Source organism: Adlercreutzia caecimuris B7 (assembly GCF_000403355.2).
GTDB classification, from domain to species: domain Bacteria; phylum Actinomycetota; class Coriobacteriia; order Coriobacteriales; family Eggerthellaceae; genus Adlercreutzia; species Adlercreutzia caecimuris.
The window spans coordinates 1216181-1240906 of the sequence record NZ_KE159646.1 but is presented as its reverse complement, the minus strand read 5'-3'; the positions used below and the strand labels follow the sequence as shown (position 1 = coordinate 1240906).

The 24726-nt window shown below is 63.8% G+C and carries 29 protein-coding genes; 24 read left to right on the top strand and 5 right to left on the bottom strand.

Annotation, left to right across the window (positions count from 1 at the left end):
• Positions 1-3: 3 nt before the first annotated feature.
• Positions 4-636, bottom strand: a complete 633-nt coding sequence (locus tag C811_RS08915; protein WP_016309227.1) for a TatD family nuclease-associated radical SAM protein — start codon at positions 634-636, stop codon at positions 4-6.
• A gap of 66 nt (positions 637-702) precedes the next feature.
• A complete protein-coding gene (locus C811_RS08910) occupies positions 703-1530 on the bottom strand; it encodes a pyridoxamine kinase (protein ID WP_016309226.1) in 828 nt (275 codons plus the stop codon).
• 277 nt (positions 1531-1807) lie between these two features.
• Here C811_RS08910 and C811_RS08905 point away from each other — a divergent pair, with 277 nt between their 5' ends.
• Positions 1808-3181 (top strand): trigger factor, encoded by a 1374-nt coding sequence (locus C811_RS08905; protein ID WP_016309225.1) that lies wholly within the window; start codon positions 1808-1810, stop codon positions 3179-3181.
• A gap of 85 nt (positions 3182-3266) precedes the next feature.
• Entirely contained in the window at positions 3267-5456 is a 2190-nt protein-coding gene (locus C811_RS08900) for a YgiQ family radical SAM protein (protein WP_016309224.1), read from the top strand.
• Here the strand turns inward: C811_RS08900 and C811_RS0103225 are convergent.
• Positions 5453-6418, bottom strand: a complete 966-nt coding sequence (locus C811_RS0103225; protein ID WP_016309223.1) for an Abi family protein — start codon at positions 6416-6418, stop codon at positions 5453-5455. The genes C811_RS08900 and C811_RS0103225 overlap by 4 nt on opposite strands.
• A 279-nt stretch (positions 6419-6697) precedes the next feature.
• Positions 6698-7411, bottom strand: coding sequence for a MarR family transcriptional regulator (locus tag C811_RS08895; protein WP_016309222.1), 714 nt, complete (start codon positions 7409-7411; stop codon positions 6698-6700).
• Positions 7412-7777: 366 nt separating this feature from the next.
• Between C811_RS08895 and C811_RS0103215 the strand changes: the two genes are divergently transcribed.
• The 22 genes from C811_RS0103215 (at position 7778) to C811_RS08785 (ending at position 22785) form a co-directional block, all read left to right on the top strand.
• Positions 7778-9625 carry an FAD-dependent oxidoreductase gene (locus C811_RS0103215; RefSeq protein ID WP_016309221.1) on the top strand — a complete coding sequence of 616 codons (1848 nt, stop codon included), beginning with the start codon at positions 7778-7780 and terminating at the stop codon, positions 9623-9625.
• Between the two features lie 34 nt (positions 9626-9659).
• Positions 9660-10352, top strand: a complete 693-nt coding sequence (locus C811_RS08885) for a succinate dehydrogenase/fumarate reductase iron-sulfur subunit (protein WP_016309220.1) — start codon at positions 9660-9662, stop codon at positions 10350-10352.
• 510 nt (positions 10353-10862) lie between these two features.
• Positions 10863-11693, top strand: a complete 831-nt coding sequence (gene rplB, locus C811_RS08880) for a 50S ribosomal protein L2 (RefSeq protein WP_022926468.1) — start codon at positions 10863-10865, stop codon at positions 11691-11693.
• A gap of 20 nt (positions 11694-11713) precedes the next feature.
• Positions 11714-11986 carry a 30S ribosomal protein S19 gene (rpsS, locus tag C811_RS08875; RefSeq protein ID WP_016309218.1) on the top strand — a complete coding sequence of 91 codons (273 nt, stop codon included), beginning with the start codon at positions 11714-11716 and terminating at the stop codon, positions 11984-11986.
• 19 nt (positions 11987-12005) lie between these two features.
• On the top strand, positions 12006-12347 hold the full coding sequence (gene rplV, locus C811_RS08870; RefSeq protein ID WP_016309217.1) for a 50S ribosomal protein L22: 342 nt from the start codon (positions 12006-12008) through the stop codon (positions 12345-12347).
• A 4-nt stretch (positions 12348-12351) separates the two neighbouring features.
• Positions 12352-13065, top strand: a complete 714-nt coding sequence (gene rpsC, locus C811_RS08865; RefSeq protein ID WP_016309216.1) for a 30S ribosomal protein S3 — start codon at positions 12352-12354, stop codon at positions 13063-13065.
• A complete protein-coding gene (gene rplP, locus C811_RS08860; RefSeq protein WP_016309215.1) occupies positions 13066-13488 on the top strand; it encodes a 50S ribosomal protein L16 in 423 nt (140 codons plus the stop codon). It abuts the gene before it with no gap.
• Positions 13488-13682, top strand: coding sequence for a 50S ribosomal protein L29 (gene rpmC / locus C811_RS08855; protein WP_016309214.1), 195 nt, complete (start codon positions 13488-13490; stop codon positions 13680-13682). Before rplP ends, rpmC begins: the two co-directional genes overlap by 1 nt.
• Before the next feature lie 19 nt (positions 13683-13701).
• Positions 13702-13962, top strand: a complete 261-nt coding sequence (gene rpsQ, locus C811_RS08850; RefSeq protein WP_016309213.1) for a 30S ribosomal protein S17 — start codon at positions 13702-13704, stop codon at positions 13960-13962.
• Between the two features lie 51 nt (positions 13963-14013).
• On the top strand, positions 14014-14382 hold the full coding sequence (gene rplN / locus C811_RS08845) for a 50S ribosomal protein L14 (protein WP_016309212.1): 369 nt from the start codon (positions 14014-14016) through the stop codon (positions 14380-14382).
• A gap of 13 nt (positions 14383-14395) precedes the next feature.
• A complete protein-coding gene (rplX, locus tag C811_RS08840; RefSeq protein WP_016309211.1) occupies positions 14396-14728 on the top strand; it encodes a 50S ribosomal protein L24 in 333 nt (110 codons plus the stop codon).
• 172 nt (positions 14729-14900) lie between these two features.
• The gene (rplE, locus tag C811_RS08835; protein WP_016309210.1) at positions 14901-15452 is read left to right on the top strand and encodes a 50S ribosomal protein L5; all 552 of its coding nucleotides are present in this window, start codon (positions 14901-14903) and stop codon (positions 15450-15452) included.
• A gap of 94 nt (positions 15453-15546) precedes the next feature.
• Positions 15547-15732: a type Z 30S ribosomal protein S14 gene (locus tag C811_RS08830; RefSeq protein ID WP_013980746.1), complete on the top strand. Its 186-nt coding sequence runs from the start codon at positions 15547-15549 to the stop codon at positions 15730-15732.
• Positions 15733-15833: 101 nt separating this feature from the next.
• Positions 15834-16232: a 30S ribosomal protein S8 gene (rpsH, locus tag C811_RS08825; protein WP_016309209.1), complete on the top strand. Its 399-nt coding sequence runs from the start codon at positions 15834-15836 to the stop codon at positions 16230-16232.
• Between the two features lie 18 nt (positions 16233-16250).
• Complete coding sequence (rplF, locus tag C811_RS08820) at positions 16251-16790, top strand: 50S ribosomal protein L6 (protein ID WP_016309208.1); 540 nt, start codon at positions 16251-16253, stop codon at positions 16788-16790.
• A gap of 35 nt (positions 16791-16825) precedes the next feature.
• Positions 16826-17194 (top strand): 50S ribosomal protein L18, encoded by a 369-nt coding sequence (rplR, locus tag C811_RS08815; protein WP_016309207.1) that lies wholly within the window; start codon positions 16826-16828, stop codon positions 17192-17194.
• A 15-nt stretch (positions 17195-17209) separates the two neighbouring features.
• Complete coding sequence (gene rpsE / locus C811_RS08810) at positions 17210-17743, top strand: 30S ribosomal protein S5 (protein WP_016309206.1); 534 nt, start codon at positions 17210-17212, stop codon at positions 17741-17743.
• The gene (rpmD, locus tag C811_RS08805; RefSeq protein WP_016309205.1) at positions 17743-17934 is read left to right on the top strand and encodes a 50S ribosomal protein L30; all 192 of its coding nucleotides are present in this window, start codon (positions 17743-17745) and stop codon (positions 17932-17934) included. Before rpsE ends, rpmD begins: the two co-directional genes overlap by 1 nt.
• A 152-nt stretch (positions 17935-18086) precedes the next feature.
• Entirely contained in the window at positions 18087-18536 is a 450-nt protein-coding gene (gene rplO / locus C811_RS08800; protein WP_016309204.1) for a 50S ribosomal protein L15, read from the top strand.
• Entirely contained in the window at positions 18530-19810 is a 1281-nt protein-coding gene (secY, locus tag C811_RS08795; RefSeq protein WP_016309203.1) for a preprotein translocase subunit SecY, read from the top strand. Before rplO ends, secY begins: the two co-directional genes overlap by 7 nt.
• 35 nt (positions 19811-19845) lie before the next feature.
• The gene (locus tag C811_RS08790) at positions 19846-20472 is read left to right on the top strand and encodes an adenylate kinase (RefSeq protein ID WP_016309202.1); all 627 of its coding nucleotides are present in this window, start codon (positions 19846-19848) and stop codon (positions 20470-20472) included.
• 123 nt (positions 20473-20595) lie between these two features.
• A complete protein-coding gene (locus C811_RS08785) occupies positions 20596-22785 on the top strand; it encodes a hypothetical protein (RefSeq protein ID WP_016309201.1) in 2190 nt (729 codons plus the stop codon).
• Positions 22786-22805: 20 nt separating this feature from the next.
• Here the strand turns inward: C811_RS08785 and C811_RS08780 are convergent, their stop codons facing one another.
• Entirely contained in the window at positions 22806-24452 is a 1647-nt protein-coding gene (locus C811_RS08780; protein ID WP_016309200.1) for an ABC transporter substrate-binding protein, read from the bottom strand.
• Positions 24453-24726: the final 274 nt, after the last annotated feature.

Genomic DNA, 24726 nt, shown 5'->3' with positions numbered 1-24726 from the left:
AGGCTATTTCGTGACCTTGCCCTCTTCCACCCACAGGCGGATGCGATAGTTCACGCCCAAGTCCTCGCAGATGGCGCGGCACGCGTCCTCCTCCTCGGGAGTGAGGGTGGTCTCCACCGTGGTCATGGTCACCTCGGGCACGAAGCTTTTCACCTCGCGGGCGAAATCAAGCATGGCGGGGAAGGCCGCCTCTCCGAACCGGCTGCGCGTGAGCTCGGCGTAACGCTCGGGATTCGGCGTGTTCAGCGAGATGGACACCGCGTCCACCAGCCCCGCGAACTCTGGCGCGATGTCGCGGCCGCAGATGAGCGAGCCCTGGCCGTTGGTGTTCACGCGCACGGGCAGCCCGAAGGCCTCCTTCACGTAGGCAGCCACCCGCTTCAGCACTTCCCAGGCTTCGGTGGGCTCGCCGAAGCCGCAGAAGACCACTTCGTCGTAGCGGCTCATGTCGAACTTCGCGAACTCGTCGCGCACTTCCTCGAAGGTGGGCTCGCGCTCAAGCCACAGGCTGTCGGAGCCGCACACGCTCTCGCCCTGGCTGCGCAGGCAGAACGTGCAGCGGCACGAGCAGCGGTTCGTCAGGTTCACGTACAGGCCGTCATACACCTCGTAGAGCAGGGTCATTGTGCGTGTCATGGGTCTTGTGCCTCCTTCGGTCTCTTCTTCTTTGGCGCGGGGCTTCTCCGCCCGCACCGGCGGCGGTTAGTCCAGTTCCCGAATAACCTCCTCGAAGGCCACCCCGTCAGTGACGGGGATGCCCATCTCCGCCGAACGCTCGATGCATCGTCCGACGAAGGCCGCCGCCCGCTCCACCGAGGCGCGGAAGGCGATGCCGTTCACCGCGTCGGCGGCGATGATGGCCGCGAACACATCCCCGGTGCCCGAGCGGTCGCCGCCGCACTGGGGCGTGGCCACAATAAAGGATCCTTCGCCGTGCTGGAACCCCACGTTCACCACCTGCCCGTCGCGCACATTGCCGGTAATGACCACCCGGGCGGGGCCGGCCTCGCCCAGCCGCTCGGCCAGGACGGCCACTTCCTCCAGGCTCGCGTCAGCGCGATAGGGCTCGCCCAGCAGGATGCAGGCCTCGGTCAGGTTCGGCGTCACGATATCAGCGCGAGCCACCAGCTCGCCCATGCGCGCGCACATATCCGGCGTGTAGGTGGCGTAGGGCCGCCCGTAGTCGCCCATCACCGGGTCAACTACCACGGTGGTGCCCGCCCCCGCGAATTCGCGGATGAACCCGTCGACGATGGCGATCTGGTCGGCCGAGCCGAGAAATCCCGTGCAGATGCCCGCGAACCGCAGGTCGAGCTTGCGCCATTCGGCGATGTGCTCGTCCATGTGCGCGGTGAAATCCTGGATGCTGAAGCTGTCGAACATGGTGTGGTTGGAGAGCACCGCCGTGGGCAGCGGGCAGCACTGCACACCCAGATGCGAGATGATCGGCAGCTGCACGGCCACCGAGCAACGTCCGAATCCCGTGTAGTCGTTCACGAGCGCGATCTTCTTCTGGCGGTTATGGGGCACGGGCGAACCTCCTGCAATCCTCATCGATCGTATCATCATACCCCTTTGCGCGTGCGATCTGTTGCAGGTGCGTAAAAACCTCGCCGCCGGTCGCGCGGCCCTTCGGGTCGAAACGGCGCACGGCGCGCGCCGCGGCGCGCCCGTCTTCCGCGCGCTGCTTATTTGTGGGCTTCCCGCTGCGCGCGTCGGGGCGGGAAACGCCTGTGCTACCATAGCGGGCAAACCTTTGAGGGTCCGCACAAGGCGGCCCCGCCCGTGAAGGAGGAGCACCGAACCTATGAGAGTTACCGAGAAGAAGCTGGCTGACGGCGTCATCAAGCTCGACTGCGAGGCGACGGCCATCGAGGTGAACAACGCCCTGAAGGAGGCCGGCGAGGCCTTCGCGCTGTCCATGGGCGTGCGCCCCGAGCCGGGCAAGTCCATCGAGCAGCTCTGCCAGGAGCAGCTGGGCATTGCCGATCTGGACAAGATCGTCGAGATGAATGCCATCGAGGTGCTCGTGCCCCGCGCCCTCGATCGCCGCAACCTCGTGCCGGCTTTCCCGCCGAAGGCGACGCCGAGCGTGAAGTTCGAACGGGGCAAGAAGTTCTCGTTCGCCTTGAACGTCACCGTGAAGCCCACCTACGAGCTCACGAGCTACGAGCCGGTGGAGATCACCGTGCCGCCCTTCGTCTTCGACGAGAGCCCCATCAACCAGCAGCTGGAGGAGATCGCGAAGAACTCGGTGACCTACGTGGCCACCGACGCGAAGCCGCTTACGGCTGGGGATGCCTGCTCCATTGCCATGAAGTGCTTCGACGACGGCGAGGAGATCAAGGCGCTCACCTGCGAGGACCGCACCTATATCATGGGTCGCGGCTACATGCCCGCCGGCTTCGACGAGGAGCTGCTCGGCATGGAGCCGGGCCAGACCAAGGAGTTCACCTTCGAAGCGCCGCTCGGCACCGAGAGCGGGGAGGTGGTGAACAAGCCCATCTCCTGCACCGTGACGGTGAAGGAAGTGCAGAAGGAAGTCGTGCCGATCATCGACGACGCGTGGGTGAAGGCCAACATGCCCATGTTCGCGAGCAAGGAAGCCCTCGTGGCCGATATGCGCCGCGTCTTCGAGGCCCAGCAGCGCGAGAGCTACGAGGGCTACGTGCAGCAGATGGCCGTGGGCGCCCTCACGCACCGCTTCGAAGGCCGCATCGCCGACGAGATCTACGAGGCCACCCGCGACCACCTCATGAACAACCTGCGCATGGAGCTGCAGCAGGCCGGCATGACCTGGGAGCAGTTCGTGGAGGGTAACGGCGGCGAGCAGCAGTTCGGCATGATGCTCATGATGCAGACCCGCGAGGTGCTCGTGCAGGGCTTCTGCCTGGACGCGGTGTACCGCCACGAGCGCATGACGCTCACCGACAAGGACCTGGAGGACGCCTGCTACGGCATGAACCCCCAGGGCAACCCCAAGGCCATGCGCGAGGATTTGGAGGCCTCGGGTCGCGGCTTCGCCCTGCGCGAGACTGCCGAGCGTCTGAAGGCCGCCCGCTTCGTGGCCGCCAACGCCAAGATCACCGTGGCCGAGGCCCCCGCCGCCGCGCCCGCTTCCGAGACCTCCGCAGCCGAGGCCGAGAAGCCGGCCGAGGATGCGAGGGCCGACGAGAACTAGCCGCCGCGGCCGCTTCGGCGGCTGCGTGCCAGAAGATTCGCCAGGGCGGGGAGGTTCCCCGCCCCTTTCTATGAAGAAGGTAGCCGTGTCGAAGAAAACCGCGCCGAAGCGACCGAAATCCCCGTCGTCCGCGAAGGGCGCTGCGCGGACATCGCGCGAGTCCGTGCCCGCCTCGGCGTTTCTGCCCACGACCCGCGCCGAGGCCGATGAGCGCGGTTGGGATCAGCTCGACTTCGTCTACGTGTCGGGCGACGCCTACGTGGACCACCCCTCGTTCGGGAGCGCCATCATCACGCGGGTGCTGGAGTCCCACGGCTACAAGGTGGGCTTCATCGCCCAGCCCGATTGGAACGACCCTGCGAGCATCGCCGTGTTCGGCGAGCCGCGCCTCGGGTTTCTCGTGTCGGCGGGCAACATGGACTCCATGGTGAACCACTACACGGTGAACAAGAAGCGCCGCCACGACGACGCCTACACCCCCGGCGGCGAGGGCGGGCGGCGCCCCAACCACGCGGCGGTGGTGTATTCCAACCTCATCCGCCGTACCTTCAAGAAGACCCCCATCATCCTGGGCGGCATCGAGGCGAGCCTGCGGCGGCTCGCCCACTACGACTACTGGTCCGACTCGCTCAAGCGCTCCATCCTGATGGACTCGGGGGCTGACCTCATCTCCTACGGCATGGGGGAGCGCTCCATCGTGGAGATCGCCGACGCGCTTGCCGCCGGCCTAGCGGTGGAGGATCTCACCTTCATCGACGGCACGGTGTTTCGCACCCGCTCCCTTGAGCACGTGGTGGACTACCAGATGCTGCCGAGCTGGGAGGAGGTGTCCGCCAGCAAGCGCGCCTTCGCGACAAGCTTCGCCGCCCAGTACCGCGAGAGCGATCCGGTCACGGGCAGTCGCCTGGTGGAGGCCTACCCCCATGGCGTGTACGTGGTGCAGAACCCGCCTGCCGCGCCCCTCACGCAAAACGAGATGGACGCCGTCTACCGGCTGCCCTACGCGCGCACGTGGCACCCCTCCTACGACGCGGCCGGGGGCGTGCCGGCCCTTGCCGAGGTGAAGTTCTCGCTCACCTCCTGCCGCGGCTGCTTCGGTGAGTGTGCCTTCTGCGCGCTCACCTTCCATCAGGGCCGCATCGTCACGGGCCGCTCCCACGAGTCGCTTCTGGAAGAGGCCCGCGCCATGACCGCCGAGCCCGACTTCAAGGGCTACATCCACGATGTGGGCGGTCCCACGGCGAACTTCCGCGGGCCGGCCTGCGCCAAGCAGCGCACCCGCGGCGCCTGCGTCGACCGCCGCTGCCTGGGCGCGAAGCCCTGTCCGGCCTTGAAGGCCGACCACCGCGACTACACGGGTCTGCTGCGCAAGCTGCGGAGGCTGCCCGGGGTGAAGAAGGTGTTCGTGCGCAGCGGCATCCGCTTCGACTACGTGATGGCCGATCCCGATCCCGAGCGCACCTTTTTGCACGAGCTGGCTGCCCACCACGTGTCCGGCCAGCTGCGCGTGGCCCCCGAGCACGTGTCCGACACGGTGCTTTCCGCCATGGGCAAGCCGCCGCGGGCGGTCTACGACGCCTTCTGCGAGGCCTTCGACGAGGCCAACCGTGCGGCGGGGAAGGACCAGTTCGTGGTGCCCTATCTCATGAGCTCGCACCCGGGCAGCACGCTTGCCGAGGCCGTCGAGCTGGCGGAGTACGTGCGCGACATGGGCTTCAACCCCGAGCAGGTGCAGGACTTCTACCCCACGCCCTCCACCATCTCCACGTGCATGTACTACACGGGGCTGGACCCGCGTACCATGGAGTCCATCTACGTGCCGAAATCCGCCCGCGAGAAGGCCATGCAGCGCGCGCTCATCCAATACCGCAACCCCGCGAATTACGACCTGGTGCGCGAGGCGCTGGTGAAGGCCGGCCGCCAAGACCTCATCGGCTGGGACGAGAAGTGCCTCATCCGGCCCATCCGTCCCAAGAAGCGCGACGAGGACGCGAGCGTCCCGCGCAAGGGGAAGGGCGGCGCGCCCGCGAAGGCGGCAAAGAGAAACGCGCCCGAGAAAGCGGCGAAGGGCGGCCGGTCGGAAGCGGGGAAGGGCGGTGTGCCGGGCAAGAGCGGCAGAGCCGAATCGGGCGCCCGCGGCCCGAAGGCCGGCAAGGGCGCCGGCAAAGCAGGCGCCTTCAAGCCCGCGAAGGGCCGCCCTGCTCCGAAGGTCCAGCGGGCCGGCAAGCCTCCGAAGGCCAACGGCCGCAAGGGCGGCATCCGCAAGGGCCGCTAGGCAGGTTGCGCCACGCGAGCTTCAAGCGACGTGCGCGGAACATTTCGGCGCTCTTTCAGCCCAGGGAGGTGTTCGGCTCCCATACTCGTTACGAGCCTGGAAAAATCTGCTTCCCTCATGTCCTCTCCGATACTGGCGAGAAGATCGAGTATGTCGTTTGTGAGCTGTGCCGCCTCATTTTTCGGCAGCACGAGTTGAAGGTCGGACAGCGCATCGACGACGGAGATGTCGTGTCCCGGTGATACTCGCGCGCAATACAAGCGTTCTTCGTGGGCGCAGATATTGCGGAAGTCTTTTATGTGGTCATAGGCTTGTGTCAATCTGCGCGGTGAGACGTTGATTTTCTCTCCGTAGGACAGCTCGTAGAGAACGGCGAAGCCTTTGGCGATCTTATTGCGCATAGACTCGGTTTGGTAGCAGTAGAACTTGAATGCTTGCCCGAGGGTCATATAGCGCAGCAATACCCAGAGGGGCACCTCATCGTGGTTTTTCAGATAATGCTCCAGATAGGCTTTGGGCTGCGGTTTTTTGCGGGGGTTTCTCGCAAGTGCTGACTCGAAATCGCTGATGAGCCAATCGACATAGGTGCGCTGGCATTCATCGTAGTTCGTGGCGTTAAGGTAAGGCTCGGGCTCGTCTTGGTGCGCTTCCGCAAAGTGATAGGCGCAAAGGGATTTGAGAGCTGCCTCGGCGATGGCAAAGTATCTGAAGAATGTTTGGCGCAACGCTCGATCGAATCGAAAGAGCCGACAGATGTCTTGGAAGGTTGTACCTTTGCGAAACACATCTTCGCCGGCGGCTTTGGTTGCCGCAGGATCGAGGTAGAGATCTTTGTAGCCGTTGACTACCGAGTAATATCCCTCGCGGGCGAGCACTTCCGGCGTTGACTTGTCGGTGGCGACGCCACGCGAGTTGAGGATGGCGATCTGCTCCTCAATGGTACGAAACGGCTTGTCCATCATGCTCCCTCCAGAACGCAAGAGACCGCCTTGCGGCGGCCTCTGCGAACTTGGCCGGACGTACCGTCGCCAAGTCTCTTCACGCCGCTAACTTTATCAGCAACGGCGCCGCTCAGTCAACCGCCGGAGCGCATTTTCTTGCCGAGACAGCACTTATCGCGCTGCCTGCAGGCCCGACCGCGGCCGTCCCGCCCGCAGACCCGACCGTACCCGCCCTACAGCGCAGCGCTCCGGCAGGCCTCCGAAGGCCAACGGCCGCAAAGGCGGCATCCTCAAAGGCCGCTAGGCAGACTGCCCCGTGCGTGCCTCCAGCGACGTGCGCAGGGCGGCCACGGTCTGGAGGTGCGCCGGGCTGCCGTAGTCGTCGCCGAACAGGTTGGCGAGCAGCGCATCGGTCTCTTCTGCAATGAGGGAGGCGTATTGCAGGCCGATGGCCGTGGGTGTTGCCTCCACCTCGCGTCTGCTCGCTCCGGCTTGGCGCGAGATGAGGCCGCGATCGGCAAGGGCGGTCAGGGTGCGTGAGAGCGTCGGTGCGTCGAGGCACAAGTGCCCTCGCAGCTCCTTGGCGGAAATCGACTCCCGCTGCGCGACATGCACGAGGGCATGAGCCTGAATCGAGCTGACGCCTTGACGTTTGCACAGCCGCCCGAATTCGATGGATATCTGTTGGCAGGTCATAATGAACGTGCTATCGCCGCGCACGAGGTTGCCCATCATTCGTTTCTTGTCGCGGCGCTTGCAGGCGCTGAAGAGCAGGTGCATGGCCCGAATGCGTCCCTCGCCCTCAAGAGGATCCAGCGCTATTTTGGCTATGCCCATGAGGCTCTGATCGAATGCCGCTATGCGCTGCGTGCCTGTCGCGGTGAGAGAGATGAGGCTGCGGCGGCCATCGTCCTCCGAGGTCGTTTTCGCGATGGTGCCCGCTTGCGCCAGCTGGGCAGCGCATTCGGCGGTAGTGGTGTAGTTCAGCTCCAGCACATCGGCGGCAGCGCCCACGGGTATTCGGGGGGCGCTCGCTGGCGAGGAGCAGTATCCAGAACTGGTTGATGCTTCCGGCGCCTTCATCGCGCAACGACGCGGCGATAGCTCTCATCCATTGATCGAATATGAGCGCGGTCTCGGTGGCCAGCTCCCACGAATTTAACGATGTACCCATTAAGACCCCTCCTGTCTTCGGGTTGCGCCCATCTTACGCTCGCTGCCCTCCCTTTGGAAAGATATTCCAAATGCGCAATGGTCGCTATGGACGCCATCGTGCACGATGGCGTCAACAATTGATCCATCGATGCAACCTTTGCCGCCCTTTGGCGGTCTGTGTAATCTTTCCGTCTGTCTGATCCCGACTTGAAAGGAGAAAAAGGGATGGGGAAGACGCAAGGAGAGAAGGAGATGCGCAGCATCGATCGACGTTCGTTCTTCAAGCTGGGCGGCCTGACCGCCGGCGCTGCGGCCCTTACCGGTGGCATGCTCGCCGGTTGTGCGCCTCAGAGCCAGACCGACATGGCGGCTACCGGCGGCGAGAACGAGACGGTGGACGCGGCGGTGCCTTACGCGGTGTTCGACACCGACATTCTTGTCATCGGTGCAGGCTATGGCGCCAGCTTTGCGATGCAGGAGGCATGTAAGGCCGGTCAGAACATGCTGGTGATCGACAAAGCTCCCTACGGCTTCGGCGGCGCGTTCGGTATGAACTTCGACATCATGAACACGTGGGTACCTGGGGCCTTCTATGAAACCGAAGAGGAGGTGCCCGTTGCCACCAAGATTCGCAACGAGAGCCTCTACCGCAAGACTGGCGTTCAGAACGAGGTCGAGCTGAACCCTGACGTGGTCTGCGCCAACTGGGGCGAGATCCTCTCGGCGCGCAACGAGGACGGTACGCCCTTCTACATCTATGACTTTCCGACGACGCGTGGCTTCGAGCACTCGATGACGCGCCATTGGTCCGACCACTTCCGTGCCAAGGACTACATCACGGTGCATGATCGTACCATGATCACCGACCTCATTATCGAGGGCGGCCGCTGCCTGGGCGCGGTGGGCCTTCATATTCCCACTGGTGAGTATCGCGTCTACCGCGCCAAGGTGACGCTGACGGCCACGGGCGGCTGTACGCAGTTCTACGGCTGGAACTCCACCTCGCCCACCACGAACAACGTGTGCGACAACACGGCCGACGTGGAAATGGCCCTTTTGCGCCACGGCGGCAAGATCGCCAACGCCGAGTTCGGCAGCTATGACATGATGGGCGCCTTCCCGCGCAGCTTCGCGGCTTCCGAAGGCTCCATGGTCGGTGCCGACAGCGTGCATTCGGGCGACCTCATGGACTCCGAGGGAACGTACCTCAAGGATTACCCCGAGATTGCTGAGAAAGAGTACCTTGCCACCCAGTCGGGTGTCATGCAGGCGGTCGACGTGGTGGTGCGTGCCGGCAAGGGCAGTGAGAGCGGTGGCGTGTATCTGGACTGCAAAGAGGAATCCCTTGCTACCATGCGCTGGATGTACCAGCGCAACGCCCAGCTGCTGAAGGAGAAATTCGGCTATGACTTCACCGCCCAGCCGACCGAGGTGGTGCCGGAGATGTACGAGCATGGCGGCGAGCCCATTACCGACGACAATGCCATGTGCGTCGACGCCGAGGGCCTATTCTGCGTTCGCGCTAACGCTGGCAGCGAGGGCGGCATGATGAACATCACCAATCGCCGAATGGGGCGCTACGCTATGAAGAAGGCGCTCGAGTATCTGGCGACCTACGAAGAGCCCGCCTCCGTGACCTACGAGGGGGTGGCGGCCGAGATCGCTCGCCTCGAGGATCTGCGGACGCGCACCGTGGACGACCCGCTGCGCCCCATCACGGTACGCCGCAACATCCAGCACGCTTGCGCCGAGGCCGGCCGCCCCGTGCGGCCCGCCGATGTTCTGGAGACGGTCAAGGCCGAGCTCGATCGCATCATGGCCGAGGATCTTCCCCGTATGGCATGCGCCGACGACAGCCTCGTTCAGAACGCCGACTGGAAGGACGCCATCGAGGTGGTGAATCTCCTCGACATCGCGCGCCTGACTGTGGAGGCATCGCTTGCGCGCGAGGAGAGCCGTGATGCGTTCATCCGTCCGGACTTCCCCGAGCCCGACGACGCGAACTGGAAGTGCGCCCTGGCCTATACCCGCGCCGAGGACGGCAGCCTGTCCTACGAGAAGATCGCCTACTAGTCGATGAGAGCTCTTGATTCCGAGGAGATAGACAATGAAGATTACTGTTAAGCGCTATGACCCCTCCAAGGACAACGCGCCCTATGAGGCCACCTACGAGGTTCCCCACGACGACGAGTACATGACCCTGTTGCAGGCACTCGTGTACATTCACGAGAACGAGGAGCCTCTGGCCTTCGACTTCTCTTGCCGCGGACGCATGTGCGGTCGCTGCGCGATGATGCTCGACGGCGAGCCGGTGCTCGCGTGCGTGGAGCCCCTGACCGACGGCGCCCATACTGTAGAGCCGCTCGCCGGCGTGCCGGTGGTGAAGGACCTGGTCGTGGACAAGAGCCAGGTGCAGGCCCGCATCGCCGAGACCTACAAGCGCGTGCGCGTGGCCCCTCTAACCGAGGAGGACATTCAGACCTACAACATGGACGACGCCGACGAGCTGTTCGGCATCAACTACTGCGCCCGCTGCCAAGTGTGCACTGCCGGCTGCCCGGCTCGAGCCATGAGCCCCGAATACATCGGCCCCTCGCATATGCTGGCCGTGGCCTTCCGCCACTTCGATCCCTATGATCAGGCCGACCGTATCGTTGAGGCGGTGCAGGGCGGTCTGTGGGATTGCACTATGTGCGGCAATTGCACGGCCCACTGCAACCAGCTGGAGATCGACCATCTGACCATCTGGCAGAAGCTGCGCGACGCCGCCACCGAGCGCGGTTTCGTGAAGCAGGACTAACTCCGGAAAGGCGCGCTGATCCCCCTCCCCACCGCGCCTTCATTTCCTTTTAAGCGCCCTTCGGATCGCAGCCTCATCTGCTCCGAGGGGCGCTTCTCTGTGCACGTAAAATCTTGGCAAGTTCGTACCAAAGGGGGAGGGCCTCCGTTTTGCATCTCCCAGTTGAAGCGAGCTTGCCATCGGCTATTCCCTATCTTCCCCGTATGTGGCAGAAATGTGGGGGAGCGCCGCCGAGCGAAAAACTTCTTGAATGCGCCATACGCCACGCCTATAATGCATCTTTGCGTCTGTGTGGCCAGCGATGGATACACCCGGGCGCGTGGTTAGACGGCGTCGCGACTTCGAGCCTCCATCGGAGCCGATCGGCAATCGCCTGACCACCAGGTAAGGGAGCTTCCGGTGTGCGGAGAGGCGCGCGAGCGGAAGATCCAAGGTAAGGGACGGATCCCGGTGCAGGTTGCCCTACCAGCCGGCGGCGGGGGAGGTCCGAAGTCAAGAAAGGTTGTTACTGTGGGAATCAAACAGTACAAGCCGACGAGCCCCGGCCGACGTTTCCAGACGGTCTCCGACTTTGCGGAGATCACCACGTCCAAGCCGGAGAAGTCTCTGCTGGCCCCGAAGCCGAAGAAGGCCGGTCGTAACTGCTACGGTCGCATCACCACCCGTCACCAGGGCGGCGGCAACAAGCAGCGCTACCGCATCATCGACTTCAAGCGGAACAAGGACGGCGTGCCCGCCAAGGTCGCCACGATCGAGTACGATCCCAACCGTTCCGCCCGTATCGCTCTGCTGCACTACGTTGACGGCGAGAAGCGCTACATCATCCACCCGAAGGGCCTGAAGGTGGGCGACATCGTGGTTTCCGGTCCCGATGCCGACATCAAGCCCGGCAACGCGCTGCCTTTGGCTAACATCCCGGTCGGTACGCTCATCCACAACGTGGAGCTGCAGCCCGGCAAGGGTGCCGCCATCGCCCGTTCCGCCGGCACTTCCATCCAGCTCATGGGCAAGGAGGGCAACTACGCCATCCTGCGCATGCCCTCTTCCGAGATGCGCCGCGTGCTGATCACCTGCCGCGCCACCATCGGCGAGGTGGGCAACGCCGAGCACTCCAACATCAAGATCGGCAAGGCCGGCCGCAAGCGTTGGATGGGCGTCCGTCCGACCGTCCGCGGTACCGTCATGAACCCGGTCGACCACCCGCACGGCGGCGGCGAGGGCAAGAACAAGTCCGCCGGTCGTCACCCGGTCACCCCGTGGGGCGTGCCGACCAAGGGCCATCGCACCCGCAACAAGAAGAAGGCTTCGAGCCGTCTCATCATCCGTCGTCGCAAGAAGTAGCGGAATAGAAGGAGTCTTAAGTGAGCAGAAGTTTGAAAAAGGGTCCTTTCGTAGAGCCGCGCCTGCTTGCCCGTATCGAGGCAATGAATGCGGCTGGCGAGAAGAACGTCATCAAGACCTGGTCCCGCGCCAGCACCATCTTCCCGGAAATGGTGGGTCACACCATCGCCGTGTACGATGGCCGCAAGCACGTGCCGGTCTACATTACCGAGTCTATGGTTGGCCACAAGCTGGGCGAGTTCTCGCCGACCCGCACCTTCAAGGGTCACGCGGCCGACAAGAAGAAGCGATAGGGCATAGGTGAGAAGTTACATGGAAACTAAAGCAGTATCGCGTTACGTCCGCATCGCTCCCCGCAAGGCCCGTGCCGTGGTCGACCTGGTTCGCGGTAAGTCCGTGACCCAGGCCCGCGAGATCCTGGCCTTCTGCGAGCGCGCCGCCGCCGAGAACGTCGCCAAGACGCTGAACTCCGCAGTCGCCAACGCCGAGCACAACAACCACCTTCGCGGCGACAACCTGGTCGTGAAGACCGCGTTCGTCGACGAGGGCCCCACCCTGAAGCGCATTCGTCCCCGCGCCAAGGGCTCCGCGTCGCGCATCAACAAGCGCACGTGCCACATCACCATCGTCGTCGCACCCCGAGAGGAGGCATAAGGTAATGGGTCAGAAAGTAAGCCCTACCGGATTCCGCCTCGGTATTACCGAGGATTGGCGCAGCCGCTGGTACGCCGGCAAGGACTACGCCGCCACGCTTGAGAACGACATTGCCATCCGCAAGTTCCTCGATGCGCGTCTCGCCCGCGCCTCCGTCTCCAAGGTGGAGATCGAGCGTGCCGGCGACAAGATCAAGGTCGCCATCACCACCGCCCGTCCCGGCGTGGTCATCGGCAAGAAGGGCGCCGAGATCGATGCCCTGCGCAAGGACCTGGAGAAGGTCGCCAATGGCCCCGTGTCCATCGACGTCATCGAGGTGAAGCGCCCCGAGCTGGACGCCGAGCTCATCGCCCAGTCCGTGGCCGAGCAGCTCGAGGGCCGCGTGGCCTTCCGCCGCGCCATGCGTAAGGCCGTGCAGTCCGCCATGAAGTCCGGCGCCAAGGGTATCCGCATCCAGTGCTCCGGCCGTCTGGGCGGTGCCGAGATGAGCCGCCGCGAGTGGTACCGCGAGGGTCGCGTGCCGCTGCACACCCTCCGCGCGAAGATCGACTACGGCTTCGCCACCGCCGCCACCACCATGGGCTCCATCGGCGTGCAGGTGTGGGTGTACCACGGCGAGGTGCTGCCGGGCCAGAAGGCTCCCCAGCCCGCGCTCGAGGGCTCTTCGCGCCCCAACCGTTCCCGTCGTAACGATCGCCGCGAGAGGGGTGACAAGTAAATGCTCGTACCTAAGCGCGTCAAGCACCGCAAGGTGCAGCGTGGTTCCATGAAGGGCAAGGCCAAGGGTGGCACGCGCCTGAACCACGGTGAGTACGGCATCCAGGCTCTGGAGGCCCACTGGATTACCAACCGTCAGATCGAGGCTGCTCGTATCGCCATGACCCGCCACATGAAGCGTGGCGGCAAGGTGTGGATCACCATCTTCCCCGACAAGCCGATCACCTCCAAGCCCGCCGAGACCCGCATGGGTTCCGGCAAGGGCAACCCCGAGGGCTGGGTCGCCGTTGTGAAGCCGGGCCGCATCATGTTCGAGATCGCCGGTGTGGACGATGAGACCGCCCGCGAGGCTCTGCGTCTGGCCATCAACAAGCTGCCCATCAAGTGCAAGATCGTCACTCGTGAAACGGAGGGGCAGCAATAATGAAAGCAGCAGAGATTCGTGAACTTTCTGCCGAGGACCTGCAGGTGAAGTTGAAGGAGGCCAAGGCTGAGCTGTTCAACCTCCGCTTCCAGATGGCTACGAGCCAGCTCGACAACACCGCCCGCGTGAAGCAGGTTAAGAAGGACATCGCGCGCATCATGACTGAGATGCGGGCTCGCGAGCTGAGCGCGTAGATCAAGGAAGGTGCAAACAATGACTGAAGAGCGCAATTTGCGTAAGGTTCGTCAGGGCGTCGTGGTGAGCGATGCCAATGACAAGACCATCGTGGTGGCCGTGGAGGAGCGCAAGCCCCATCCCATCTATAAGAAGATGATCACCTCCACCAAGAAGTTCCATGCCCATGACGAGAACAACGAGGCCGGCGTCGGCGACACCGTTCAGATCATGGAGACGCGCCCGCTGTCCAAGATGAAGCGCTGGCGTTTGCTGAAGATCGTCGAGAAGGCCAAATAGTTTTGGTGCCCCGGCACGAAGGCTATTGTTAAGGAAAGTTAGGAACATCACATGATTCAGATGCAATCCATGCTCGCCGTGGCCGACAACTCCGGCGCTCGCAAGGTGCAGTGCATCAAGGTCCTGGGCGGCTCGAAGCGCCGCTATGCGGGCCTCGGTGACGTGATCATCTGCAGCGTCAAGGAAGCGATGCCCAACGGCAACGTCAAGAAGGGCGAGGTTGTGCGCTGCGTGATCGTGCGCGTGAAGAAGGAAGTCCGCCGCAACGACGGCTCCTACATCCGCTTCGATCAGAACGCCGCCGTGCTGATCAATCAGGACGGTTCTCCGCGCGGCACCCGTATCTTCGGGCCTGTCGCCCGCGAGCTGCGCGACAAGAAGTACATGAAGATCGTGTCTCTGGCACCGGAAACGCTGTAGGGGAGGTGTCAGAATGGCTCAGAACAAGATGACGATCCGCAAGGGCGACACCGTCAAGGTCATCAGCGGCAAGGACCGCGGCAAGACCGGCAAGGTGCTCCGCTCGGTTCCCGAGAAGTCCCGCGTGGTGGTCGAGAAGGTGAACCTGGCGAAGAAGGCCATGCGCCCCACCCAGCAGAACCCCCAGGGCGGCATCACCACCATCGAGGCTCCCATTCACGTGTCCAACGTGATGCTGGTGTGCCCCAGCTGCGGCGAGGCCACCCGCGTGGCTCGTCGCCGCGAGGACGGCAAGCTCGTCCGCGTGTGCAAGAAGTGCGGCAAGGACATTCCCGCCGCCGAGTAAATGCCACCGTTGAAATCCGCTTCCTGTGAAGGAAGCGGATTTCTTCTTGGATAGAGGCCCCGACTGTGGGACAATATCCAATCGCGCGCGTGCGCGCTATGGCCCCGGGAAGATCCCGGGGACGCGGGGTCGGAAATCCCGCGTTTAATCCATCGAAGAAAGGCAAAGACTGATGGCTGAGACTCCTCGTCTGAAGGTCAAGTACCAGACCGAGATCGTGCCGGCGCTCGTTGAGCAGCTCGGCATCAAGAACGTGAACTGCGTGCCCCGCCTCGAGAAGATCGTGGTGAACATGGGCGTTGGCGCCGCCGCCGGCGACTCCAAGTTGCTCGATGCCGCCATGAACGACATGCGCATCATCACCGGCCAGCAGCCCTGCGTGACCCGCGCCAAGAAGTCCATCGCCGGCTTCCATGTGCGCGAGGGCCAGGCTATCGGCTGCAAGGTGACCCTGCGCGGCGACCGCATGTGGGAGTTCCTCGATCGCCTGCTGGCCACTGCTCTTCCCCGCGTCCGCGACTTCCGCGGCATCTCGCCGAAGAGCTTCGACGGCCGTGGCAACTACACGCTCGGCATCACCGAGCAGCTGATCTTCCCCGAGATCGAGTACGACAAGATCGACCGTACCCGCGGCATGGACATCACCTTTGTCACCAATGCCGGCGAGAACGAGGGTGCCTTCGCGCTGCTTTCGGCGCTCGGCTTCCCGTTCAAGAGCAAGTAAAACGACCGGGGCCTGCGGGCCCTGCGTCGCGAAACCTCAGGTTTTAAGTCCGCAAAGGACGCGGATTTAAAAGGCATAAGAAAGAAGGACATGCATGGCTAAGAAATCGATGATCGCCAAAGCCAAGCGCGAGCCGAAGTTCTCGACGCGTCAGCATAACCGCTGCACCCGTTGCGGACGTCCCCGCGCCTACTATCGCAAGTTCGGCCTGTGCCGCATTTGCGTGCGTGAATTGGCCAACAAAGGCGAGCTGCCCGGCGTGACCAAGGCTTCCTGGTAAGTACTGGCACGTTTTGGGTGTGCCGGCGTTACAGGCGGAGGCGCTAAGGGCGCCGACGAACCGGACGCACGGTTCATCACGGATCAAAGGAGAAACACAACATGACAATGACCGACCCCATCGCAGACATGCTGACGCGCGTGCGCAACGGCCAGTCTGCCGGCAAGGCGACGGTTTCCATGCCGTCGAGCAAGAAGCTCGTCGAGATCGTGCGCATCATGGAGCAGGAAGGCTACATCCAGCGCTTCGACGTGATCGACGGCGAGCCCCGCGCCACGCTTGAGATCACCCTCAAGTATGGCCCGAAGAAGGCCAAGACCATCCGCGGCATCAAGCGCATCTCCAAGCCCGGCCTGCGTATCTACGCCGGCAAGGACGAGCTGCCCCGCGTGCTCGGCGGTCTGGGCACTGCCATCATCTCGACGTCCCGCGGCGTTATGACCGACCGCGATGCCCGCAAAGAGGGCATCGGCGGCGAGGTCATCGCCTATCTGTGGTAGGAAAGGAAGGTAGAGCATATGTCTCGTATCGGTAAGATGCCCATTCCCGTTCCTGCCGGCGTCGATGTGACCATCGACGGCCAGACGGTGACGGTCAAGGGCCCCAAGGGCGAACTGACCCGCACGTTTTTGCCGTCCATGACCATCACCCGCGAGGGCGATGAGCTTATCGTGACCCGTCCCGACGACACCCGTGAGTCCAAGAGCGCTCACGGCCTGACTCGCTCGCTGCTCGCCAATATGGTGGAGGGCGTGTCGGCCGGCTTCTCCAAGAAGCTGCAGCTCGTCGGCGTCGGCTACCGTGCGGCACTCAAGGGCAAGGACCTGGAGATGCAGCTCGGCTACTCCCACCCGGTGCTGGTGGAGGCCCCCGAGAACATCACCTTCGAGGTTCCCTCGCAGACCGAGATCGTGGTCTCGGGTCCCTCCAAGGAGCAGGTCGGCCAGGTTGCCGCGAACATCCGCAAGTGGCGCAAGCCGGAGCCCTACAAGGGCAAGGGCATTCGCTACGAGGGCGAGCATGTCCGCCGCAAGGCTGGCAAGGCCGGCAAAGACTAAGCCTCATTACGGTAGCTGATTGAAGGGATCAACCTATGAATAAGCAACAGGAGAAGCAGGCCCGTCTTGCCCGTCGCCATCGTCGCGTGCGCGGTAAGATCTCCGGCACTGCCGCTCGTCCGCGTTTGTGCGTGACGCGCAGCAACAGCAACATGTACGTGCAGGTCATCGATGACGTGGCTCACACCACCATCTGCGGTGTGTCCACGCTCGGCGAGGCCTTCAAGGCCACCGGCAAGAGCGGCGCGACCGTCGAGGGCGCGGCCGAGCTCGGCACCATCGTTGGCAAGTTGGCTCAGGAAAACGGCGTGACGGAAGTTGTGTTCGACCGTGGCGGCCACCTGTATCATGGGCGCGTGAAGGCTCTCGCCGAGGCTGCCCGTGAAGCAGGTTTGAAATTCTAGAAGGGGTTTTAGCTTATGGCTCGTAACAACAACCGCCAGCAGCAGGAGAGCACGACTCCCGAGCTGCAGGAGCGCGTCGTCTTCATCAACCGCGTCGCCAAGACCGTGAAGGGCGGCCGCCGCATGCAGCTGTCGGCCCTCGTGGTCGTGGGCGACGGCAACGGTCGTGTGGGCGTGGGCATGGGCAAGTCCCAGGAAGTGCCCACCGCCATCAAGAAGGGCGTGGAGGACGCGAAGAAGAACATGTTCACCGTGCCCGTGACCGCCGAGGGCACCGTGCCCCATGAGATCATGGGCGAGTACGGCGCCGGCCGCGTGCTCATCAAGCCGGCCGTTGCCGGTACCGGTGTGCTCGCCGGCGGCCCGGTCCGTGCCATCATGGAGCTCGCGGGCGTGCAGAACGTTATCACCAAGTCGCTCGGCACCAACAACGCCATGAACATCGTGAAGGCCGCCGCCGAGGGCTTGAAGAACATGGAGAGCCCCGCCGAGGTGGCCGCTCGTCGCGGCATCTCCGTGGCCGAGATGTTCGGTGGGAAGGAGAACTAATGGCTGAGACGAAGAAGACTCTGCGTCTGACCCAGGTGAAGAGCGCCATCGGCCGCAAGCCGAACCAGGGTCGCACCCTGCGCGCCCTGGGCCTGCACGGCATCGGCAGCTCCGTCGATCAGGTGGACAACGAGAGCGTTCGCGGGATGATCTTTACCGTGAAGCACCTCATCACCGTCGAGGAGATCTAGGTCCCCTCGCACCCATTTCGATGGTTCCCGGCGCACCCGATTGGCGGGTGCGCCGTTGCCATGATACAAGGAAGTTTGCTGGCGGCGAGCTGCCAGCACCGGTCTGGGTAAAGGAAAGCCCAGGTCGGAAAGCGAAAAGGAGAAAGCACAACATGGAACTCAAGGATCTGCGCCCCGCTGAGGGCTCCACCAAGAACCGTAAGCGCGTGGGCCGTGGCCCGGCTTCCGGTACCGGCAAGACCGCCGGCCGCGGCATGAACGGTCAGAAGTCCCGCGCCGGCGGCGGCAAGGGCGCCGGCTTCGAGGGCGGCCAGACCCCGCTCGCCCGTCGTCTGCCGAAGCTCCCCGGCTTCCGCAACTTCAACCGCGTCGAGTACCTGCCCGTGAACGTGAGCCGTCTTGAGGCCAAGTTCGAGGCCGGCGACGTGGTGGACGGCGACTCCCTGAAGGCCAAGGGCATCATCAAGCATGCCGACGCGCTTGTGAAGGTGCTCGGCGACGGCGAGATCACCAAGGCCCTCATCGTGCGCGTCGATAAGGTGTCCGCTACCGCCAAGGCGAAGATCGAGGCGGCTGGAGGAAAGGTCGAAGAGCCTTGCTAAGGTCGATTCTTGACGCATTCAAGGTTCCGGAGCTGCGCAAGAAGATCCTCTTCACGCTGGCGATTCTCGCGCTCTACCGCTTCGGTGCCTACGTGCCGGTCCCGGGCATTCCCTTCCATGAGTTTGCCACGGCCTTCCAGGATACCGGCGTGGCCATGACCATGCTGGATCTGTTCACCGGTGGCGCGCTGTCTAACTTCTCGGTGTTCTCGCTGGGCATCATGCCCTACATCACCGCATCCATCATCATGCAGCTGATGCAGGGCGTTATTCCCGCCGTGGGCCGCTGGGCCCGCGAGGGTGACACCGGGCGCCGTAAGATCACCCAAGTCACCCGCTATCTCACGCTGGGTCTGGGCCTCATCAACGCGGTCGGCTACTTGCTGCTGTTCAAGTCCCCGGCCTACGGCGTGCAGTTCTCCACCGAGGTTCCCGAGGCGCTGACGAACATCATCATCGTGTTCACCCTCGTGGCCGGCACCGCGTTCATCATGTGGATGGGCGAGTTGATCACTCAGCGCGGCATCGGCAACGGCATGTCGCTCATCATCTTCGTGAGCATCGTGTCCCGCGTGCCTTCCGCCATCTTCTCGTCGGTGAACCTCACGAGCGACTTGGGCACGGGCATTGCGCTCACCCTCGTCATTCTGGCCGTGGTGCTGGTGTGCATCCCGCTCATCATCTTCGTCGAGCGCGCCCAGCGCCGTATCCCGGTGAACTACGCCAAGCGCGTCCAGGGCCGTAAGATGATGGGTGGCCAGTCCACCTATATCCCGCTGAAGGTGAATGCCGCGGGCGTTATCCCGATCATCTTCGCGAGCTGCCTTATCTACTTCCCGGCGCAGCTGGCGGCCATCTTCAATGTCGATTGGCTGACCACGTTCGCGAATTGGTGCTCCACTGGCTGGCTGAACTGGCTGCTCACGGTGCTGCTCATCGTGTTCTTCGCGTACTTCTACACCTCTATGGTGTTCAACCCCGAGGAGACCGCTGACAACATTCGCAAGCAGGGCGGCTTCATTCCGGGCGTGCGCCCCGGCACCGCTACCGTGCAGTACATCAAGAACGTTATCAACCGCGTGACGCTTCCCGGTGGCATCTTCATCGCGGCCATTGCCGTGGTGCCCACCATTATCTTCTACTTCACGAACAATCAGCTCATCCAGGCCTTCGGCGGCACCTCGATCCTCATTATGATCGGCGTTGCCCTGGACACCATGAGCAAGATCGAGAGTCAGCTGAAGATGTACAACTACGAGGGCTTCTTCAAGTAGGGAAGAGCCGCAACTCGAAACGAAAGGATGTTTTCATGAACATCGTGCTTCTGGGAGCACCCGGTGCTGGCAAGGGCACCCAGGCGGCCAAGCTGGTGCAGGAGTTCGAGCTCCCGCACATCTCCACGGGCGATATGCTGCGCGCGGCGGTGGCGGCCGGGACCGAGCTGGGTCTGAAGGCCAAGTCCTACATGGATGCTGGCGATCTGGTTCCCGATGATGTCATCATCGGCCTGGTCACCGAGCGTCTGCAGGATGACGACACGGCCAACGGCTTCATCCTGGACGGCTTCCCGCGTACCTCGGCCCAGGCCGTGGCGCTCGACGCCGAGCTTTCCAAGCTGGGTCGCCCGCTGGATGCGGCCCTGCTCATCGATGTGGACCCCGAGGTCATCGTGGGTCGCCTCACCTCTCGTCGCATGTGCCGCGCCTGCGGCTACATCGGCAGTGCGGCCGATGGCGATGTCTGCCCGAAGTGCGGCGGCGAGATGTACCAGCGCGACGACGACAACGAGGCCACGGTGCGCAACCGCCTCGATGTGTACGAGACCTCCACGAGCCCCCTCATCGACTACTACCGCGGCTGCGATCTGCTCGTCACCATCGACGGCGACCGCGACCCGGAGGTGGTCTACGCCGACGTGAAGGAGGCGCTGGCCTAGGTTCGGCCCGTTTCGTCGAATCGGCGGAGGCGACTTCGTTGACGTCGGCTGCCAGCCGAGGCGTTTAACCTCTGAAACCCGCATCTCGCGAAGGGATGCGGGTTTTCTCTATATAATGGGCCTATGCCCACCGTGCGCGAGAACATAGCCTACACCTTCGAGCATTTCATGCTCATCTACCGCGGCACCCTTGTGCGGGTGGCGCGGGCTGTGGCGCTCATCGTGCTGGCGGCGCTTGCGCTCGAGGTGTTCGTCTTCAACGTGAACTACTTCGCCTCGGCGGAATACCGCACCATCGATCTGACCGATCGGCTCTCGCTGACTCAAAGCGACGACGGGTCCTATGTGCTCACAGATGTCGATCATGTCATGGAGTTTTGGAACCTCAACACCGAGGTGCGCAACATCAGGCTCGCCTTCGATCCAGACCAGCCTGCCCAGCTGATCTCGGTGAAGATCCAGTTCACCGACGATGCGCACCAGACCTACTTCGACTCGACGGAATACACTGTGGGCGTGCCTTTGGCCGATATTTCCACCAAGGTGGAGCAGAGCATGTTCGTGAACCTCCAAACCGCCGGGCGCGTGGAGAACCTGCGCATAGAGATTGCCGGCGAGGGGGCGGGCGGGGAGGTCTCCTATCCCATCTTGCTCGACGGAGTCTATCTGAACGCCCATCGTCCCTTCGCGTTCAGCGGATGGCGTTTCGGCGCGGTGCTCATCTTGCTGCTCGGCGCCTACCTCTTTCGTCCCAAGTCGGCCATTTACCGCATACGCATCGTGGAGAACCCCCGCAAATCGAAGGCAGGCATCGTATGCGCCGTGGCCGTGGAGGTCGCGCTTTTGACGCTGTTTCTCTTCTACGGGTCGAATCTGGTGGGCGTGGCCACCGCCGGCTACAACTACGGTTCCTGGGACGGCGCCTCCCTTGTGAACACCTTCGAGGTGGGTGGCGATAACGCCCAGCAGTACGCCGAGCTGGCGAAGTCCATGGCCGAGGGGAAGCTGTATCTGGAAGAAGAGCCGCCGCAGTGGCTGAAGGACATGGCCGACCCCTACGACAAGGGCGCTCGCGATGAAGCGCAGAAGGCCACCGGCGAGCCCTATCTGTTCGACGTCGCCTATTACGACGGTCATTACTACGTGTATTTCGGCGTTGTGCCGGTGCTGTTGTTCCACTTGCCGTTCTATCTGCTCACCGGCGCTAACTTTCCCACGGCCATCGGCGTGCTCGTCATGGCCATCGCCTTCGTGCTCGGCGCTACGGCATTGCTGGACCGGTTCGCTCGCTATCATTTCCGTGCCGTATCGCTCGGTATGTACCTGCTTCTGCAGATACCGCTCGTGGCCTGCAGCGGCATTCTGTACTTGGTGAAGTTCCCGACCTTCTACTCGCTGCCCATCATGTGCGGCCTGGCTTTCTCGGTGTGGGGGCTGTACTGCTGGTCTCGTTCGTCAATGGCGCGCCATCGCTGCGGCTGGCTGTTCGCCGGCTCGCTGTGCATGGCGCTTGTGGCAGGCTGCCGACCGCAGCTGCTCGTGCTGTCGTTTTTGGCCTTCCCGCTGTTCTGGCGCACCTACATCACCGAGCGGCGCCTGCTCACCGCAGCCGGCGCGCGGGAGTTCGCCTGCCTGGCGGCACCCTATGTAATGGTTGCGGCGGGCATCATGGGCTACAACTACGCGCGGTTCGGGTCGTTCACCGACTTCGGGGCGAACTACAACCTCACCGTGAACGATATGACCAAGCGTGGCATGAACGCGGGGCGCCTGGCGCCGGCGTTCTTCACCTACTTCCTCCAGCCGCCCTGCATGACCGGCGTATTTCCCTTTCTGCAGCCGGCTCCCTTCGACACTACCTATATGGGGCAGACCATCAAGGAGGTCACCTTCGGCGGTATCTTCGCGTGCCTGCCGGTGCTGTGGGTGCTCGCGTTCTCGAAGCGTATCTTGGGGATGCGCGCGCGCCAACGTCTGACGCGCACCATTATGGGCGTCATCGTGGTGCTGCTGGGCTCGGGCGTGGTGGTGGCCTTAGCCGATGCGGAGCTGGCGGGTATCCTTCAGCGCTACTACGCCGACTTCAGCTTCATGTTCCTGGCGGCAGCGGTGCTTTTGTACTTCGTGGTGAACGAGCAGCTTGCCCGCACGCGTCGCGCGCATGACCTCATGCTGAAGCTGCTCATCGCGCTCGTATGCGCAAGCGTCACCTACAGCCTGCTTCTGTGCCTGGTGCCGGAGACCGGCTGGTACTCGAACGTGTATCCCTGGGCCTACCAGGATCTGCTCCAGACCGCGCTGTTCTGGAAGTAGGACGCCCCCCCGGCCGTCTTCTAGATGGGATCGCTCTCCTTCATGGGCGTGGTGCCGAGGAACAGCAGGCCCGTAGCCGAAATAGGGTCGTAGCCCGACAGGCGCCCCTCAAAGTAGGCGGTGGCGGTCTCGCGGTGGAACAGCGGGTAGAGCGGCGCCTCGGCGGCGATCAGATCGTAGCATTGGTTCCACAGCCGCTGCTGCTCGTTCTCGTCGCTGACCGCGCGCGCCTCCTGCAGCAGATCGGCCAGCGTGTCGAACTCCTTGCTGTAGGCCCAGCAGCTGCGTGCCAGGGTCCAGACGTTGCTGCCGTACCACCAGTTCATGATGAGATCGGGATCGTTGCCGAAGCGCGAGGGATCGCCGGGGCAGAGCACGGCGTCGAAGGGAAGCACCTGCTTCTTCTTGGGCGGCTCGGAGATGTCGGCGAACAGCGCCGTCTGGTCGAGGTAGACCACCTCGGCGGTAACGCCCACCGCATTCCAGTCGCCCACCACCGATTCGGCCAGCAGGCGCACCCAGTTGTCGTTCACGCGCAAGGTGAGCGTGAGGTCTGCGGCCCCGGCCTCGGCCAGAAGGGCGCGGGCGCGCTCGGGGTCGTAGCTGTACACGGTGGCGGCGCGGTGGTAGCCGCGGAAGTAGTCGGGCAGAAGGCTCGTGGCCGGGCGGGCATGACCCGCCATCACGCGCCCGATCATGCCGTCCACATCGAGGGCGTACAGGAGCGCCTGACGCACCCGCACGTCATCGAAGGGGGGCTTCTCGCAGTTGAACATCAGGAAGGGCACGTTCATGCCCGGCACGTAGTCCACCACCGCTCCGGATTCGGTAATCTGGTCGGCCATCACCTCGGGGGCCGCCTCGGCGCAGACGACCTGGCCGTCGCACAGCAGCTGGGTACGCGCCTCGTCGTCGGTGGCCACGGCCCACTCCATGCGCTCGCAGGTGGCGGGGAAGGCGCCCTCGTAGTGGGGGTTAGGGACGAAGGTGATGAAGCCGCCATCCGCGGCGTCGATGGTGTCGTAGCGCCAGGGGCCCGAGCCTATCGGCAACGTATTCAGTTCCTCGTCGGTTTGAGCGGCTGGGAAGATGCGCACGAGGGCAAGGCGCTCCTGGAGCAGCGTGCCCATGGGGAAGGCCAGCTTGAAGGAGACCGTGCTCGCATCCTTTGCCTCGACCGACTGGATGAACGAGAGCAGAGGGGCGTAGAAGTCGCTTTCCCTGTTGCGCGTGAAGGCGTTGCACACGTCGTTCACGGTGAGCGGCGAGCCGTCGGAGAACACCGCGCCCTCGCGCAGCGTCACCTCGTACTCCAGATCGGACACTTGAAGCGGGATCTCGGCAGCTAGCCCCAGCTCGGTGCGGTAGGTGTGCAGATCGAGCTCGTAGAGGCCCTCGAACACGTGCCAGCCGGCGGCCACGAACAGCGTGGAGGAGCACCCGATAGGGTTGCAGCTGCCATCGTCGTAGGCCACGGCGGCGGACAGCACCGAGGCCACGCGCTCGTTGATCTCGGGATCGGGGGAGCCGGCGGGGGCATCGGGCGCTGTGGCATCCGAAGCCGGGGAGGTGCCGGTGCCCTCGGAGGAGCAGCCGGCAAGCGCCGCAGCGGCAAGGGAGGCAGCGCCGATCATGAAGGCGCGGCGGGAAAGGGCAAGCTCGTTCATGCGAACTCCTGCAATCGGGATCGTTTCCCCCTCATTATAAAAGGCGGCGCTGCCCCCGATAGAAACCCCACAGACACGTCAATCGCCCGTCGCCCGCGCCCGCACGAGTCTGCCCGCACCCGCCGTGCCAGGACCGCTGCGGGCAGGCTCCCTTGCGCACGACGGGCCTGGCTGCCGCCGACCTGCCGATAGGCGCTGCCGCCCCGCCGACCGACGGGGGAGGGCTGCTGGGGGAGCGCCGCCGCGTTTGACGGCGCGTCAGGTGCGGCGCTGC

What these genes read in the sequence shown, in the direction of transcription:
- C811_RS0103225 (WP_016309223.1), bottom strand. Translation starts at nt 6,418, where the DNA reads ATGATGGACAAGCCGTTTCGTACCATTGAGGAGCAGATCGCCATCCTC.
- rplO (WP_016309204.1), top strand. Translation starts at nt 18,087, where the DNA reads ATGGAACTCAAGGATCTGCGCCCCGCTGAGGGCTCCACCAAGAACCGT.
- C811_RS08790 (WP_016309202.1), top strand. Translation starts at nt 19,846, where the DNA reads ATGAACATCGTGCTTCTGGGAGCACCCGGTGCTGGCAAGGGCACCCAG.
- rpsC (WP_016309216.1), top strand. Translation starts at nt 12,352, where the DNA reads ATGGGTCAGAAAGTAAGCCCTACCGGATTCCGCCTCGGTATTACCGAG.
- C811_RS08915 (WP_016309227.1), bottom strand. Translation starts at nt 636, where the DNA reads ATGACACGCACAATGACCCTGCTCTACGAGGTGTATGACGGCCTGTAC.
- C811_RS08905 (WP_016309225.1), top strand. Translation starts at nt 1,808, where the DNA reads ATGAGAGTTACCGAGAAGAAGCTGGCTGACGGCGTCATCAAGCTCGAC.
- rpmD (WP_016309205.1), top strand. Translation starts at nt 17,743, where the DNA reads ATGGCTGAGACGAAGAAGACTCTGCGTCTGACCCAGGTGAAGAGCGCC.
- rplF (WP_016309208.1), top strand. Translation starts at nt 16,251, where the DNA reads ATGTCTCGTATCGGTAAGATGCCCATTCCCGTTCCTGCCGGCGTCGAT.
- rpsQ (WP_016309213.1), top strand. Translation starts at nt 13,702, where the DNA reads ATGACTGAAGAGCGCAATTTGCGTAAGGTTCGTCAGGGCGTCGTGGTG.
- rplE (WP_016309210.1), top strand. Translation starts at nt 14,901, where the DNA reads ATGGCTGAGACTCCTCGTCTGAAGGTCAAGTACCAGACCGAGATCGTG.
- rpsH (WP_016309209.1), top strand. Translation starts at nt 15,834, where the DNA reads ATGACAATGACCGACCCCATCGCAGACATGCTGACGCGCGTGCGCAAC.
- C811_RS0103215 (WP_016309221.1), top strand. Translation starts at nt 7,778, where the DNA reads ATGGGGAAGACGCAAGGAGAGAAGGAGATGCGCAGCATCGATCGACGT.
- C811_RS08785 (WP_016309201.1), top strand. Translation starts at nt 20,596, where the DNA reads ATGCCCACCGTGCGCGAGAACATAGCCTACACCTTCGAGCATTTCATG.
- rplR (WP_016309207.1), top strand. Translation starts at nt 16,826, where the DNA reads ATGAATAAGCAACAGGAGAAGCAGGCCCGTCTTGCCCGTCGCCATCGT.
- C811_RS08885 (WP_016309220.1), top strand. Translation starts at nt 9,660, where the DNA reads ATGAAGATTACTGTTAAGCGCTATGACCCCTCCAAGGACAACGCGCCC.
- rplV (WP_016309217.1), top strand. Translation starts at nt 12,006, where the DNA reads ATGGAAACTAAAGCAGTATCGCGTTACGTCCGCATCGCTCCCCGCAAG.
- rpsE (WP_016309206.1), top strand. Translation starts at nt 17,210, where the DNA reads ATGGCTCGTAACAACAACCGCCAGCAGCAGGAGAGCACGACTCCCGAG.
- rpmC (WP_016309214.1), top strand. Translation starts at nt 13,488, where the DNA reads ATGAAAGCAGCAGAGATTCGTGAACTTTCTGCCGAGGACCTGCAGGTG.
- C811_RS08830 (WP_013980746.1), top strand. Translation starts at nt 15,547, where the DNA reads ATGGCTAAGAAATCGATGATCGCCAAAGCCAAGCGCGAGCCGAAGTTC.
- rplN (WP_016309212.1), top strand. Translation starts at nt 14,014, where the DNA reads ATGATTCAGATGCAATCCATGCTCGCCGTGGCCGACAACTCCGGCGCT.
- C811_RS08780 (WP_016309200.1), bottom strand. Translation starts at nt 24,452, where the DNA reads ATGAACGAGCTTGCCCTTTCCCGCCGCGCCTTCATGATCGGCGCTGCC.
- rplP (WP_016309215.1), top strand. Translation starts at nt 13,066, where the DNA reads ATGCTCGTACCTAAGCGCGTCAAGCACCGCAAGGTGCAGCGTGGTTCC.
- rplX (WP_016309211.1), top strand. Translation starts at nt 14,396, where the DNA reads ATGGCTCAGAACAAGATGACGATCCGCAAGGGCGACACCGTCAAGGTC.